This is a genomic window from Streptomyces sp. NBC_01314, assembly GCF_041435215.1.
Taxonomy (GTDB): Bacteria; Actinomycetota; Actinomycetes; order Streptomycetales; family Streptomycetaceae; genus Streptomyces.
Genome location: NZ_CP108394.1, coordinates 6,647,093 through 6,660,980 on the forward strand (window position 1 = coordinate 6,647,093; position 13,888 = coordinate 6,660,980).

A 13,888-nucleotide genomic window follows, 5' to 3' on the forward strand; every position below is an offset into this window, starting at 1 on the left:
GCCGCTGGGCGTGACCTGGAGCAGCAGGTCGGGGCTGCCGGTGCCGGTGAGGGTGGAGGCGGAGGCCGCCGAGGTCAGGGCCGTGGTGACCGCCGAGGGCGAGGCGCTCGGGTTCTCGCCGAGGTGGACGGCGGCCGCGCCGGCGACGTGCGGGGACGCCATCGACGTACCGGAGTAGGTCGCGGTGCCCGAAGGGAGTCCCTACGACCGGGTAGGGCCGCTTGGCCGGGCGCCTGATGGCTCGGGGTGCGGGTGGTCCGGCGGGGCGGGCCGTGTGTGGGTGCTCGCGCGATCGGCCCTCACCCACCCGCGGCCTGATCCGTACGCACGGCCACCGGCGACCAGGACCCCCGTACGCCGAGCCCAGTACTCCCGGATACTCCCGCGGGCAGACGACCCCGGCGCCCCCGCCCGGCACCGTGGTGGACATGAAGACAAGCCGTCCCGTGCGCCGGGCCCTCCTCGTCGTCCATGTGGCCGCCTCCGCCTGCTGGCTCGGGCTCACGCTCGGGCTGCTGGCACTCGGGGTCACCGCGGGCACCACCGGGTCCGCGGTGACGGTCGAGGCGTCCGTTCGGACCATGAAGCTGTTCGCGGACTGGCTGCTGATCCCGGTCGGACTCCTGACGTTCCTGAGCGGGCTGGTCCTGTCGCTGGGCACCCCGTGGGGGCTGGCCCGGCACCGCTGGGTCTACACGAAGTTCTGGCTGACCCTGGCCACACTCACCGCCACGGTGCTCGCCCTGCGCCCCGGCGTGAACGCGGCGGTCAGCGCCGTCGCCGCGGGCGGACCGCTGCCGGACGCGGGGGATGTCCTCTTCGGGCCGGTCGTCTCGCTGTCCGCGTATGTCTTCATGACCGTGATCTCGGTGCTGAAGCCCTGGGGGCTCACCAGGCGCGGTCGCCGCCTGCGCACCGCCGCCCGCGGCGAGCGGCCCGGCGCGGGGCGTGCGCCCCGCGCCACCGCCGGTCCGGGCCGCGCGGGCGACAGCGTCCCCGACCGTACGAGCGAGGGCGTCACCGTCACCGAGTGAAACCTTCCGCCCCGGCGCCTGGGCTCAGCCCTCGGGCCTTGGCCCCTGCGCATGGCTTCTCCCGAGCCCTGGCCTCTGGGCCGGGCCCCTGCGCATGGCTTCTCCCGAGCCCTGGCCTCTGGGCCGGGCCCCTGCGCATGGCTTCTCCCGAGCCCTGGCCTCTGGGCCGGGCCCCTGCGCATGGCTTCTCCCGAGCCCTGGCCTCTGGGCCGGGCCCCTGCGCATGGCTTCTCCCGAGCCCTGGCCTCTGGGCCGGGCCCCTGCGCACGGCCTCTCCCGGGCCCTGGCTCCTGGGCCCGGCGCCCGCGCATGGCCTTTCCCGAGTTCTGGCCGCCTGGGCCCGGCGCCCCTGCGCACGGCCTCCCCCCAGCCCTGGCCTCTGGGCCGAGCCCCCGCGCACGGCCTCCCCCGAGCCCCGGCCCCTGGGCTCAGCCCCCGCTCACGGTGCCCCCCGGCCCCCGGCCCCGCCGCCCGTCACGCCCCCCGCGCCCCGCGGACTACTCTGGAGGGTCGATCGTCCCCGTGGCAGGAGAGTAATGGCCGTCAATCTGGTCAATGTCGAGAACGTCAGCAAGGTGTACGGCACCCGCGCCCTGCTCGACGGGGTCTCGCTCGGCGTCTCCGAAGGGGACCGGATCGGCGTCGTGGGGCGGAACGGGGACGGCAAGACGACCCTGATCCGGATGCTCGCCAAGCTGGAGGAGGCCGACACGGGCCGGGTCACCCACTCCGGCGGCCTGCACGCCGGGGTGCTCACCCAGCACGACTCCCTCGACCCCGCCGCCACCGTCCGGCACGAGGTCATCCGGGACATGGCGGACCACGAGTGGGCGGGCAACGCCAAGATCCGGGACGTACTCACCGGACTGTTCGGCGGACTCGACCTGCCCGGCTTCCCGCAGGGGCTCGACACCGTCATCGCACCCCTCTCCGGCGGCGAGCGGCGACGCATCGCGCTCGCCAAGCTGCTCATCGAGGAGCAGGACCTGATCGTCCTCGACGAGCCCACCAACCACCTGGACGTCGAGGGCATCTCCTGGCTCGCCGACCACCTGCGGCAGCGGCGCTCCGCGCTCGTCTGCGTCACCCACGACCGGTGGTTCCTGGACCAGGTGTGCACGCGGATGTGGGACGTGCAGAAGGGCTCGGTCTTCGAGTACGAGGGCGGGTACTCCGACTACGTCTTCGCCCGTGCCGAGCGCGAGCGCATCGCCGCCACCGAGGAGACCAAGCGGCAGAACCTGGTCCGCAAGGAGCTGGCGTGGCTGCGGCGCGGAGCCCCGGCCCGTACGTCGAAGCCGCGGTTCCGGGTCGAGGCGGCGAACGAGCTGATCGCGGACGTGCCGCCGCCGCGTGACACGAGCGAGCTGATGAAGTTCGCGTCGTCCCGGCTGGGCAAGACCGTGTTCGACCTGAAGGACGTCACCGTGCAGGCCGGGCCGAAGGTGCTGCTGAAGCATCTGACGTGGCAGCTCGGACCGGGCGACCGCATCGGTCTCGTCGGCGTCAACGGCGCAGGCAAGACCTCCCTGCTGCGGGCCATGGCCGATGCCGCGCGCAGCGAGGGCGAGAAGCAGCCGGCCGCCGGCCGGGTCGTCACCGGCAGGACGGTCAAGCTCGCGTACCTCTCGCAGGAGGTCGCCGAACTGGACCCGGATCTGCGGGTGCTCCAGGCCGTGCAGCAGATCCGCGACCGCGTCGACCTCGGCAAGGGCCGCGAGATGACGGCGGGCCAGCTCTGCGAGACCTTCGGGTTCAACAAGGAGAAGCAGTGGACACCGGTGGGCGACCTCAGCGGTGGTGAGCGGCGGCGGCTCCAGATTCTGCGGCTGCTGATGGACGAGCCCAACGTCCTCTTCCTCGACGAGCCGACGAACGACCTCGACATCGAGACCCTCACGCAGTTGGAGGACCTGCTCGACGGGTGGCCCGGGTCGATGATCGTGATCTCCCACGACCGGTTCTTCGTCGAGCGCACGACCGACAAGGTGTTCGCGCTGCTCGGCGACGCGGCGCTGCGGATGCTGCCGCGGGGGATCGACGAGTACATCGAGCGGCGTCACAAGATGGAGGAGGCCGCCGCCGCGGCCTCGCCCGTCGCCGTGAAGGCCGCCTCGGAGAAGGCCGTCTCCGCCGCCGACTCCCGTGCCGCGAAGAAGGAACTGCAGAAGATCGAGCGGCAGTTGGACAAGGTCTCCGAGAAGGAGGCGAAGTTGCACGCGCGGATCGCCGAGAACGCGACGAACTTCGCGAAGGTGGGGGAGCTGGACGCCGAGTTGCGGGCGTTGCTCGGGGAGAAGGAAGAGCTGGAGATGCGCTGGCTGGAACTTGCCGAGGACGCGTGAGCGCTCCGCCAGGTGCGGGGGAGTGCCGTCAGGGCTGATGTTCGATGCTGGGCGCGGGTGTTCGTGGCTGATCGCGCCGTTCCCCGCGCCCCGTCAGGGCGCTGCGATCGGCCGGTGCTCATCAGTCCCCCCGCCTTCACATCGCGTATCGCGCACGGCGCGCGCGTCCCGTGAAGGGGGCGTGAAGGAGCGTAACGGAGGCATCACGGGCCGGTTGTCCCTTGGGAACAGGGGAGCGACCGGCCCCGTGCGTGGGAGCCTCGCAGTGATAGAAAAGAGCCGTCTGAGAAGAGTCTGAGCAGCGACACCACGCGTGACCACGGGTGGCTCGAAAGCAGCGAACAGGGGGAAAGCGCTGATGGTTCAGCCACCCGATCATCCGCCGCAGGGCGGTTTCGGAGCACCACAGGGCCCGCCACCGCAGTCACAGCCACAACCGCCGTACGGCTACCCGCAGACGCCCCCGCCGCAGGGCCCGCCCGTGCCGGGCCCCGGCTACGGCTACCCCCAGCAGCAGCAGCAGCCGCCGCCCGCCCAGCCGGGCCCGTACACGCAGTCCGGCCCGTACGCCCAGCCGCAGCAGCCCGGCCCCTACGCCCAGCCCGGCCCGTACAACCCGGCGTCGCAGGCCGGTTACGGCTACCCGCAGTCGCAGTACCCGGGCGCGCCCACCCCGCCGCCCGTCGGTGGCGGCGGTTCCAGGAACCCCTTCAAGGGCAAGCCCGCGATGATCATCGGCGCCACCGTGGCCGCGCTGCTCGTGGTGGGCGGCACGGTGTTCGCGGTGACGAGCCTCGGGGACGACGGCGAGAAGAAGCCGGTCGCCAAGGAGAGCGCGAGCCCCACCGAGGACGGCAAGCCCTCGCCCTCGCCCACCGAGCCCGTCAACCAGGGCGACGGCAGCGGCGACGGCGGCGAGGACCTCGACATCTCCGACCTCAACGCGGACCGCAAGGCGGGCGAGGCGAAGGTGCTCTGGTACAAGAGCGCCCCCGACGCCCCCGGTTCCGGTGCGAACGCACCCGGCCTGTGGGTCACCGACAAGGTCGCGGTGAAGCCCGCGTACAAGCAGCTGTTCGCCTACAACGTCGGTGACGGGAACCCCGCCTGGGACCCGATCGAGTTCGAGGGCAAGATCTGCGCGGTCACCCCGAAGGCGACCTCCGGCGACCGGATCGTGGTCTCGTACCAGAGCGGCACCGGGAGCGACGCCGAGTGCGACCAGCTCCAGCAGGTCGACCTGAACACCGGCGACAAGGGCTGGTCGACGGAGCTGGAGAAGGGCGAGCTGTTCGACAGCGCCATCAGCGTCGGGCTGTCCGTCACCGGTGACACGCTCATGGTGGGCCGCTCGCAGTCCGGGACGGCGTACGACGTCAACACCGGCAAGAAGCTGTTCGACAAGAAGAGTTACGGACAGTCGTGCTACCCGGCCGGGTTCGCGGGCGGCACGCGGCTGATCTCCGTCTCCTCCTGCGCGGTGACCACCGACAAGGAGCACGACGAGGTCCAGGAACTCGACCCGAGGACCGGCAAGGCCAAGTGGACGCGGAAGATCCCCAAGGGCTGGAAGGTCGAGCACGCGTACTCGGTGGACCCGCTCGTCCTCTACCTCACCAACGAGGACGAGAACACCTGGAACATCTCCACCCTGAACGCCGACGGCTCGACCCGCTCGCAGGTCGACTCCGACGACTCGTTCGCGCCCGAGTGCGACGGCGGGATCCTCACCCGTGACATGCAGGGCTGCACGAACGTCGCGGCCGACGCGAACACCCTCTACCTGCCGACCGAGGAGAAGGACGGCACGAACGAGATCGTCGCGCTGAACCTCGCGACCGGCAAGGAGAAGTGGCGTCTCAAGTCACCCTCCTCCGACGCGGAGATCTCCCCGATCAGGGTCGAGGGTTCGAAGCTCATCGCGTACGTGGAGTCCACGCGCGACGCGGGCGGCCAGGTGGTGTCCGTTCCGACCACCGGCAACAGCCGCCAGGCGACCAAGCTCATCCAGATGCCGGCGAGCGCCGCGGAGATCGAGAGTTCCTTCTACTCGAAGGCCATCGACTACGTGGACGGGCGCTTCTACATCTCCACGACCCTGCTGAACGGTGTCGACGACGCGAAGGAGAAGTTGATGCTGGCCTACGGCAAGTGACGCGCGCTACCGCCGCGCGCCGCGGGCCGGCCGTGTCCCGGCCGTCGGCGCGGGCTACGGGGCGGACCGCGCCGTAGCCGCGGGCCGCGAACGCCGGCGTTCCGACGCCACCGCCGTCCGGCCCCGCCGTGACCCGGTCGACATCCCCATCCGTCCCTCACCCTTCCTCCGAGATCCGCTTCGAGGTATCCACGTCATGACGCAGCCGCCGCCCCCGCCGAACCAGCCCCCGGGCCCGCCCCCCAACCAGCCGCCCGCGCAGCCCCCGCAGGACGCCACCCCGCCGCAGGGCGGCTTCGGCGCGCCCACACCCCCGCCGCCCGGCGGTTTCGGCGCCCCGACACCCCCGCCGCAGGGCCCGCCCGCGCCGGGCCCGGGCTACGGCTACCCGCAGGCACCCCCGGCGCAGCAGACCCCGCCGCCCGCCCAGCCTCCGCAGGGGCCCCCGCCCGCGCAGGGCCCCGGCTACGGCTACCCGCAGACGCCTCCGCCGCAGCCCGGCTACGGCTACCCGGGCCAGCCCGGTCACCCCGGTCAGCCGGGTCCCTACGGCCAGCCGCAGCCCGGCTACGGACAGCAGCCCCAGCCCGGCCCCTACGGCCAGCAGCCGCAGCCCGGCCCGTACGGCTATCAGCCGCCGACCATGCCGTTGCACCCGCAGATGGGGCAGGCTCCGGGCGGTCCGGGTGGCAAGAAGAAGGTCAACTCCACGGCGATCATCATCACCGCGGCGGTCGCGGCCATCGCGCTCATCGTCGGCGGCGGCGTCTATGTCGCCTCCTCCAGCGGGGACGACGACAACGGCAAGAAGGACACGGCCAGTTCGGAGGGGACGACCGGCGGCAAGGACGACACCAAGGGCGACGAGGGCGGTTCGTCGTCGTCCGGCGGTTCGTCGACCGGCGGCGTGGAGGTCCCGACCGAGGCGCAGGAGAAGACGCCCTCCAGCACCAGCGCGAAGATCCTCTTCCAGGTGCCCGCGCACGAGGTCAAGGAAAAGCTGACGATCGACAGCGTCAAGGGCTCCTGGCTGACGAAGACCACGTACGCCAAGTCGGCCCTGAACAAGATCGTCGGCTATGACCCGGACAGCGGGAAGTCCAAGTGGACGCTGGACCTGGCCGGTCAGACCTGCGCGGGCTCCCGTGAGATCACCACCGAGGGCATCGCCGTCGTGGTGACCGAGTCGGCCAAGCGCAAGAACAACGACGACCGCCACCCCTGCACCGAGGTCACCGCGTTCAACGTCGAGACCGGCAAGGAAGTGTGGACCAAGAGCGCCGAGACGAGCGGCGAGAAGGTGCCGTTCGGCGAGGTCACCATCTCCGGTACGACGGTCGCCGCGTCCGGCGGCTACGAGGGCGGCGCCGCGTTCGACGTCAACTCCGGCAAGGTGCTGTGGTCGCCGAAGGTCGGCGAGTGCATCGACGAGGGCTACGCGGGCGGCGCCCAGCTGATCGCGGTCCGCAAGTGCGGCGACTACGGCAGCGAGACCTTCCAGATCCAGCTGCTCGACCCGAAGTCGGGCAGCGTCAAGTGGACCTACAAGGTTCCCTCCGGCATCCAGCGTGCCAAGGTCATCTCCACCAACCCCGTCGTCTTCGGCGTGGTGACGGGCAGCGACGTCCCGCTGACCGGCACGAACGACATCTTCTCGCTCGACGACAGCGGCAAGCTGCGCGCCAAGATCTCCATCCCGGACGACAAGTACGACTACGAGTGCCCCGTCCGCGGTGTCTGGGCCTGCAGGGGCATCTACGTCGGCAACGACAAGGTGTACATGCCGACCAAGAACCACGACGGCACCGGCTCCTACAGCTCCACCAACGAGATCGTCTCCTTCTCGCTGGCCAGCGGTAAGTCCACCGGCGACAGGGTCGACGCGGGCGACGACTACGAGCTGTTCCCGATCCGGATGGACGGGCCGAACATCATCGCCTTCAAGGACGGCCCGTACGACAAGGGCGCCCAGATCGTCTCGGTCGACGGCAAGACGCTGAAGCAGACCAAGCTCCTGGAGACCCCGTCCTCGGAGTCGGTGCTCCGCGCGATCAGCGGCATGACGCCGACGCTGAGCGAGATGCTCTACACCGACGGACGGTGGTTCATCGGCTCGGAACTCGTCAGCAAGCCCTACTCGAAGGACGAGAAGGAGTACACGGCGCTCGGTTTCGGGGCGAAGTAACCCCACGCGCCCCCTCGACCTCGCTCAACGGCCCCGCCCCTGCTCAGGGGCGGGGCCGTGCACGTATCCCTCATCACGCTCGAATTGGAGGGAATTTCGGTAATCCGGGGCACTTCTCTCGATAGGGGGAGCGCAACGTCGAACAAGCGTGTAGCTTCCGGGGGCATGAAGAGCGGGGAGCCGACGGGGAAGCCGGGGGGCTTCTGTCCGTGAGGACCAGTGGGCCGCCATAGTTGGCAACCATCTGGGGGGACTGGGGGTGGGTGGCTCGATGGGAGTGCGGCTCATGGTGGTCGACGACCACCGACTGCTGGCCGAGGCGCTGGCCTCGGCGTTGAAGCTGCGGGGGCACCGCGTGCTCGCGGCGGCGGCGCCCGCCGCGGGCGCGGCGGAACTGGTGATCACACGGGCACCCGAGGTGTGCCTGATCGGCACGGCGACACCCGCCGAGCCGGGCATCTTCGACCCGGTGGTGAGGATCAAGCGGGAACGCCCGCAAGTGGCGGTACTGGTCCTGGGCCCGGTGCCCAATCCACGAGGCATCGCGGCGGCCTTCGCCGCCGGCGCCTCGGGCTACGTCCGGCACGACGAGCGCATCGAGGGGGTCGAGCGGGCCATCATGAAGGCCCGCGCCGGCGAGGCCGCGGTGGCCCCCCAACTCCTCCAGAGCGCCTTCAGCGAACTGCTGAACCCCGCCGCCCAGCCGGACGACGAGGGCCAGCGGCTCCTGCAGATGCTGACGCCGCGTGAGGTCGAGGTCCTGGTGCGGGTGGCGGACGGCGAGGACACCCGTCTGATCGCGGCGGGCATGAACATCGCCCCGTCGACCGCCCGCACGCACGTCCAGCGGGTGTTGATGAAGCTGGGCGTGGGGTCGAGGCTGGAAGCGGCGGCGCTGGCGGCGCGCACGGGGTTGCTGGACCGGGCGGGTCCGGTGCCGCACCCGTCGCCGGGGGCGGGTGCGGGGGCGTAGGGCGGCGGCGCCCGGCCGGCTGGGTTCGGGCGCCGCGACGGCATGAGGGAGCCGCGACGGCAGCGGGGAGCCGCATCAGGCCGTCGGCCCGATGCGGCTCCCCGGGGATGCCGGACGCGGATCAGTTCACGCCCAAGGCGTTCAGAATCGCCACGGAGACCTGGTCAGCGGCGTTCTTGTGGCCCTTGGCGTTGGGGTGGACGAAGGCCACCTGGAACGGGTCGAGGCTGGTGAGGAGGCCCTCGACCCACTTGCCCGCGTCACAGACGCTGTGGTTCCGGGTGGAGTCGGAGAGGCCGACGAAGGTGTCCCCGTGCTCACCGGCGGCCTTCTCGATGGTGGCGTTGAGCGGTCCCAGGACGTCGTCGCGCAGCCAGTCCAGGTCCCCCGGGGTGATCGAGGCGAACTGCTCCCAGTCGTTGTACCGGCACTTGGACGTGTCCTCGGGGATGACGGTGGGATAGCCGACGTTCAGGACCTTGGCGTGCGGGGCGCGCTCGTGGAGCGTGGCGAGCATGTCGTCGTAGTCCTGGCTCACCTTGGTCAGCCGGCCGGGAATGTTGTCGGCCAGGTCGTCCCGGCACGGTGTGCCCACGCCGCCGCTGCCGTCGCCCAGTTGCAGACAGGTGAAGAGGATCTCGGCGAACCCGAGGGTGTTGCCGCCCGCGCCGACGGTGATCACGTCGGTGCCGGGGCTCACCGCCTCGGACTGGGGAGGCACCGGGGGGAACGGGTAGTCCGGGTCCTCGGAGAACGGCGGCAGATGGCGGCCGATCGGCTCCTGGGCGTTGAAGGTGATGTCCTCGATGGCGGCGGCACCACAGCTGACATTGGTCAGCTCGATCAGTGAGCCGAGGTCGCGGTCGATGACCTGGGGGTACGACAGGTCGGTGCGCTCGCATCCGTCACGCGGGACTTCGAAGGTCTCGCCCGCCGCCGGGATGACCCCGGCGGTGTAGGAGTCGCCCAGGGCGACCCACTCGTAGGCCGCCGCGGCGGCCGGGGTGGCGTCGGCGAGCTGCACGGGGATGAGGGCACCTGCGGCGAGAGCCACGGCGGAGCCCAGCACGGCCAGTCGAGTGCGCATGTTTGCCACGAATCCTCCAGAGATACGGTTTTGGCGGCGCTATGACCGTACGAGGATTGTTACTCAGCGCACTAGATCCGATACAGACAGTGACTTGCTGTCAGGTCTCTGGGATCACCCCGGTCCCGGGTGACTTGTTCTGAACGGGCGAGGTCGGCATGCGGACCAAGTGTGTCCGCCTGTCGACGCATCCGGCGCGGTGTTCGATCACTGCGAAGGCTTCCCCGCCAATCCCTCGGACCCCGGCCCGCCGAACGGCCACTGTCGGCTGTCCTGTTCACGCCCACCGCGCCCACCGGCCGTCGCGGACAGTGATCAGCCGCGCGGCGAGGTGAGCCGGCCGGAGGTGATGGCCTGGAGGAGGTGGGCGACGGGGGTGGGGGTGGTGCGGAGGTGGGTGGTGGGGGTGTCCGATTCGCGGAGGCGGATGTCGTCGGTGGTTGCGGCGAGTTCGACGCACGCGTTGCCCTCGGCGCCGCCGGAGAAAGTGGACTTCTGCCAGGTGACGGGGAATGCGGCCAGTTCGACACAGGTGTCGCCTTCGCCGCCACCGGAGAACGTCGACTTCTGCCAGTTCGGGGCCTGAGCCATGAGGCGCCTCACAGTTCCTTCGACAAGCGGTGGATGAAGTCCCGGGACGCGGTGGGGGTCAGCGTCGCCTCCTCCACTTTACGGAAAAGTGTTCGAAGCGTTCTCAGTTGCGGCCCGGCATCGATGAATGCGGTGCCTGTGGCGGTTTCCCGGAGCCCGGTGTCGAGTTGGGGGACCGGGCCTCCCATGTACATCATCGAAGCTCCGGCGCCGCCGAAACCGTCCTGGTCGATCGGGATGACGCGTACGGTGACGTGCTCCTGGTCGGTCCGATCCAGGATCTGCCGGAGTTGAGTACGGGAGACGTGGCGGTCGGCCACGCGGATGCGCAGGGCGAACTCGTGGACGATCGCTTCGTACGGGGTGGGGGCATCGCCTTCGATGACGGTGCGTCGCCTCATGCGGTGTTCCACCCGGGGTGTCAGCTCACTGTCGGGGAGTTCCGGGCGCATGTACCCGAAGACGGCCCGGGCGTAGTCCGGGGTTTGGAGGAGGCCCGGAACGTAAGTGATGACGACCTCGCGCAGGAGCGCCGCGTGGTGCTCCGCCTCGGCCAGGTCCAGGTTCACCGGGGGCAGTACTTCCCGGTACTCCTCCCACCAGCCCCGTGTGCGATCGGTCGCCATTGCTGCCAGGGCCTCGATCAACCCCTCGTCCGCACAGGCGTAGTGAGCGGCGAGGCGACGTACCCGAGCGGCGCTCACGCCCGCGACCCCGGACTCGATCTGGCTCATCTGGACCGAGTCGGCTCCTAGGAGCGCCGCTGCCTCCCGCGCCTTCATGCCGGTCGCCTCGCGCAGTTTGCGCAGCTCGGAGCCCAGTCGCACTCTGCGGGCCGTGAGATGCCTCTTCGGCGGCACCGATGCCTCCTCGTCCCAACTGCCCCGTGTGCGTACCTCGTTCGGGGGTCAGAATACGGCAGCCGGTTGCGGAATCCTAAAGTTAGGAAATACCGTCAGTCATGCGCCGCACACGCTGCGGTATCACCGGCACCCCGGAAGCGCACCTCTCCGTCATGCCCCGACGGCTGAGGCAATGCCACCGCCCGCCCAGACCAACCCCCGCCCTCACCCCCACCACGGAGCTGACCCATGCCCGAAATCGCACCCGACCCCTGGGAGTACGTCCTCCACATCCCCCACGACCCCCGAGCCGTCACCGTCTCCCGCCGCACCCTCCGCCTCATCCTCACGATGCACGGCCTGACCACGCTCCTGGACACCGCCGAACTCCTCGCCACGGAGCTGATCGCCAATGCCGTACTCCACACCAAGGGTCCAGCGGCCCTGCGCGTGCGCTGGTCGGGCAACACCCTGTGGATCGGAGCCTGGGACGCGGACCCCGAACCCCCGGAACCCCCGGCCCGGTTGGCGGCCACGCCCGACACGGAATCCGGCCGAGGCCTCGCCCTCGTACGGGCCTGCACGGACGTATGGGGCTGGCAGCCGTCCTCCCGTTTCGGGCACCTGGGCAAATATGTGTGGTGCGAACTGATGGCCGCGTAGCTCGTTGAGCACCCCGACAGAAAGGAGAGCCGATGGTCAGCTCGTCGCACGAGGCGCTGCACCGGATCTTCCAGAAGGATCCCGCGCTGCTCACCCGCACTCTGCAACAGGTGCTGGACGTGCCCTTCCCCGAGCCGCGCGAGTTCGCGGCCATGAACGTCGACCTCACGGAGATCGAACCCGTCGAGCGGCGCGTGGACACGCTGCTGCGGGCCGAGACCGACGAGGGGACGTATCTCCTGGTCGTCGAGTCCCAGGGGAAGAAGGACGAGGCCAAGCAACGCAGTTGGCCGTACTACCTCAGCTACCTGTACGCGAAGTACCACTGCGACCCGGTGCTGATCGTGATCACCCAGAGCCGTGCCACGGCCCGCTGGGCGGAGCAGCCCATCCATCTCGGGGTGCGAGGCCGTCCCTCGCTGACGGTACGGCCACTCGTGCTGGGCCCGGACAACGTACCGGTGGTCGCGGACGAGCGGTCGGCCGAGCGGGATGTATCTCTCGCGGTGCTCTCGGCGATGACGCATGGCAAGGGCCCCAAGGCTGCCGCCATACTGGAATCCCTGGTAGCCGCCCTGCATACCATCGACGCGGAGAGCGCCGCGGTCTTCGTGCAGTTCGTCGACTCGTGCCTGAAGGACCCCGAGGCACAGCAGATCTGGAGGGACCTCATGACGGATACGCAGTACTTCTGGCGACACCCGCTTGCTGAGCAGACACGTGAGGAAGGCCGTGAGGAAGGCCGTGAGGAAGGCCGGATCGAGGCTCAGATCGAGATGATCTTCAAGACCCTCGAATGGCGTGGCATCCCGGTGCCGGACCAGGTCCGCGAACGAGTCATCGACTGCCCCGACCGAGCTCAGCTCATGGTCTGGGCGGAACGGGCCCTCCGCGTGACCGACGCCGAGGACCTGTTCCGCTGACCGAGCAGTGGGCCGGATGATCCGTCGCGGAGTGAGCGGGACAGGCTCGACGGCTGCCTTCCGCTGAAGGCGCGTCCGTTCGAGGGTGCCTGGTAGGTCGGCTCGCCATTCGTGTGGGTCGGCGTGAGGTCAGACCCGCTCCAAGGGGCGGTGCGGCTCGGCGGGAAGTTCCGCCTTGATCGTGTCGCCCGGACACACCGCACCGCCCTCCCTCACGATGCTCATGATTCCGGCCTTGAGCACGAGGTTCCCGGCCTCGTCGCGGCCGACAACCCGCTTCAGCCTCGACCTTCACGCGTCCGCGTCAGCAAGCAATGTTCGCGGAGCTTGTCGAGTCAGGCCTGGTCGATGTGCAGGCGAAGAAGGTGTGGAGGGAGCTGATGATGCCGGTGAACTACTTCTTCAAGAACCCGGTCGCGGTGAAGCTGCGAGAGGAGGGGCGGGTGGAGGAACGGATCGCGGGCATCCTGCGCACCCTCGACCGGCGTCACATCGAAGTACCCGAATCCGTACGGCAGCGGGTACGCGGCTGCACCGACCCCGACCGGCTCCAGATCTGGGTGGACCGAGCCTACGACGTCACTGAAGCGGCCGACCTGTTCGATGGCGACGAAGTCTGACGCGGCGGACGAGGGCTCGGAGATCGACCGGACTCCCTGGAAGCTGCCCCGCACATCTGGCACCCGTCGGCGCGACGAGCGTGGCTGGAGGCTGCGGAGCGGGCCTGGACCGAAGGCTATGTGGAGAGCTTTGAGCAGGGTCGTCTCCAGCGCTTGGTGCTGAGACTCCTCTACTGGCGAGATATCGAGGCACCGCCCGCTGTTCGCCGCAAAGTCCTGGAGACCACCGACCTGGACCGGCTCAGGGTCCTGCGAGACCGCGCCTACGAAGTGACCGACCCCGCTGACATCTTCGCCCCCAAGTGACACACGTGGGCCGGAGCGAGTCCCGGCCCACGCTCGCAGCGTTACTCCGCGTCCTCCTCCGCTGCTCGTCCGCGTCCACCGGCGGAGGCGGTGGCGTCGGCGTGATTCACGGCCGCCCCTGAAGGAACACCTTCGGCGCGAGCATGCCCAAGTCCGCCAACACG

12 protein-coding genes and 2 pseudogenes are annotated in these 13,888 nt (G+C 70.1%); 9 read left to right on the forward strand and 5 right to left on the reverse strand.

The features are described 5' to 3' along the window. Positions 1-111 precede the first annotated feature (111 nt). A pseudogene (locus OG622_RS29510) lies at positions 112-162 on the reverse strand (hypothetical protein); the annotation flags it as partial. 266 nt (positions 163-428) lie between these two features. Here OG622_RS29510 and OG622_RS29515 point away from each other — a divergent pair. The 5 genes from OG622_RS29515 to OG622_RS29535 all read left to right on the forward strand — a co-directional run bounded on the left by OG622_RS29515 (position 429) and on the right by OG622_RS29535 (position 8,692). Further along, the gene (locus OG622_RS29515; protein WP_371579653.1) at positions 429-1,034 is read left to right on the forward strand and encodes a DUF2269 family protein; all 606 of its coding nucleotides are present in this window, start codon (positions 429-431) and stop codon (positions 1,032-1,034) included. A gap of 536 nt (positions 1,035-1,570) precedes the next feature. After that, on the forward strand, positions 1,571-3,379 hold the full coding sequence (locus OG622_RS29520) for an ABC-F family ATP-binding cassette domain-containing protein (RefSeq protein ID WP_371579654.1): 1,809 nt from the start codon (positions 1,571-1,573) through the stop codon (positions 3,377-3,379). A gap of 358 nt (positions 3,380-3,737) precedes the next feature. Beyond that, a complete protein-coding gene (locus tag OG622_RS29525) occupies positions 3,738-5,534 on the forward strand; it encodes a PQQ-binding-like beta-propeller repeat protein (protein ID WP_371579655.1) in 1,797 nt (598 codons plus the stop codon). A gap of 196 nt (positions 5,535-5,730) precedes the next feature. Then, on the forward strand, positions 5,731-7,719 hold the full coding sequence (locus OG622_RS29530; protein WP_371579656.1) for a PQQ-binding-like beta-propeller repeat protein: 1,989 nt from the start codon (positions 5,731-5,733) through the stop codon (positions 7,717-7,719). A gap of 271 nt (positions 7,720-7,990) precedes the next feature. After that, positions 7,991-8,692 (forward strand): LuxR C-terminal-related transcriptional regulator, encoded by a 702-nt coding sequence (locus OG622_RS29535; protein ID WP_371579657.1) that lies wholly within the window; start codon positions 7,991-7,993, stop codon positions 8,690-8,692. A 121-nt stretch (positions 8,693-8,813) separates the two neighbouring features. On the opposite strand, the gene OG622_RS29540 is transcribed toward OG622_RS29535, so the two are convergent. The 3 genes from OG622_RS29540 to OG622_RS29550 all read right to left on the reverse strand — a co-directional run bounded on the left by OG622_RS29540 (position 8,814) and on the right by OG622_RS29550 (position 11,230). Next, positions 8,814-9,779, reverse strand: a complete 966-nt coding sequence (locus tag OG622_RS29540; protein ID WP_371579658.1) for an SGNH/GDSL hydrolase family protein — start codon at positions 9,777-9,779, stop codon at positions 8,814-8,816. Positions 9,780-10,094: 315 nt separating this feature from the next. Beyond that, positions 10,095-10,370 (reverse strand): DUF397 domain-containing protein, encoded by a 276-nt coding sequence (locus OG622_RS29545; RefSeq protein ID WP_371579659.1) that lies wholly within the window; start codon positions 10,368-10,370, stop codon positions 10,095-10,097. An 8-nt stretch (positions 10,371-10,378) separates the two neighbouring features. Beyond that, complete coding sequence (locus OG622_RS29550; RefSeq protein WP_371579660.1) at positions 10,379-11,230, reverse strand: helix-turn-helix domain-containing protein; 852 nt, start codon at positions 11,228-11,230, stop codon at positions 10,379-10,381. Between the two features lie 231 nt (positions 11,231-11,461). Here OG622_RS29550 and OG622_RS29555 point away from each other — a divergent pair, with 231 nt between their 5' ends. Beyond that, entirely contained in the window at positions 11,462-11,875 is a 414-nt protein-coding gene (locus OG622_RS29555) for an ATP-binding protein (protein WP_371579661.1), read from the forward strand. Positions 11,876-11,907: 32 nt separating this feature from the next. Beyond that, positions 11,908-12,798 carry a hypothetical protein gene (locus OG622_RS29560; protein ID WP_371579662.1) on the forward strand — a complete coding sequence of 297 codons (891 nt, stop codon included), beginning with the start codon at positions 11,908-11,910 and terminating at the stop codon, positions 12,796-12,798. Between the two features lie 129 nt (positions 12,799-12,927). On the opposite strand, the pseudogene OG622_RS29565 reads toward OG622_RS29560, so the two are convergent. After that, positions 12,928-13,080, reverse strand: a pseudogene (locus OG622_RS29565) (MOSC domain-containing protein); the annotation flags it as partial. 32 nt (positions 13,081-13,112) lie between these two features. Here OG622_RS29565 and OG622_RS29570 point away from each other — a divergent pair. Both OG622_RS29570 and OG622_RS29575 read left to right on the forward strand, forming a co-directional pair. Beyond that, positions 13,113-13,418 (forward strand): hypothetical protein, encoded by a 306-nt coding sequence (locus OG622_RS29570; RefSeq protein ID WP_371579663.1) that lies wholly within the window; start codon positions 13,113-13,115, stop codon positions 13,416-13,418. 153 nt (positions 13,419-13,571) lie between these two features. Next, entirely contained in the window at positions 13,572-13,724 is a 153-nt protein-coding gene (locus tag OG622_RS29575; RefSeq protein ID WP_371579664.1) for a hypothetical protein, read from the forward strand. Positions 13,725-13,888: the final 164 nt, after the last annotated feature.

What these genes read in the sequence shown, in the direction of transcription:
- OG622_RS29515 (WP_371579653.1), top strand. Translation starts at nt 429, where the DNA reads ATGAAGACAAGCCGTCCCGTGCGCCGGGCCCTCCTCGTCGTCCATGTG.
- OG622_RS29520 (WP_371579654.1), top strand. Translation starts at nt 1,571, where the DNA reads ATGGCCGTCAATCTGGTCAATGTCGAGAACGTCAGCAAGGTGTACGGC.
- OG622_RS29525 (WP_371579655.1), top strand. Translation starts at nt 3,738, where the DNA reads ATGGTTCAGCCACCCGATCATCCGCCGCAGGGCGGTTTCGGAGCACCA.
- OG622_RS29530 (WP_371579656.1), top strand. Translation starts at nt 5,731, where the DNA reads ATGACGCAGCCGCCGCCCCCGCCGAACCAGCCCCCGGGCCCGCCCCCC.
- OG622_RS29535 (WP_371579657.1), top strand. Translation starts at nt 7,991, where the DNA reads ATGGGAGTGCGGCTCATGGTGGTCGACGACCACCGACTGCTGGCCGAG.
- OG622_RS29540 (WP_371579658.1), bottom strand. Translation starts at nt 9,779, where the DNA reads ATGCGCACTCGACTGGCCGTGCTGGGCTCCGCCGTGGCTCTCGCCGCA.
- OG622_RS29545 (WP_371579659.1), bottom strand. Translation starts at nt 10,370, where the DNA reads ATGGCTCAGGCCCCGAACTGGCAGAAGTCGACGTTCTCCGGTGGCGGC.
- OG622_RS29555 (WP_371579661.1), top strand. Translation starts at nt 11,462, where the DNA reads ATGCCCGAAATCGCACCCGACCCCTGGGAGTACGTCCTCCACATCCCC.
- OG622_RS29560 (WP_371579662.1), top strand. Translation starts at nt 11,908, where the DNA reads ATGGTCAGCTCGTCGCACGAGGCGCTGCACCGGATCTTCCAGAAGGAT.
- OG622_RS29570 (WP_371579663.1), top strand. Translation starts at nt 13,113, where the DNA reads ATGTTCGCGGAGCTTGTCGAGTCAGGCCTGGTCGATGTGCAGGCGAAG.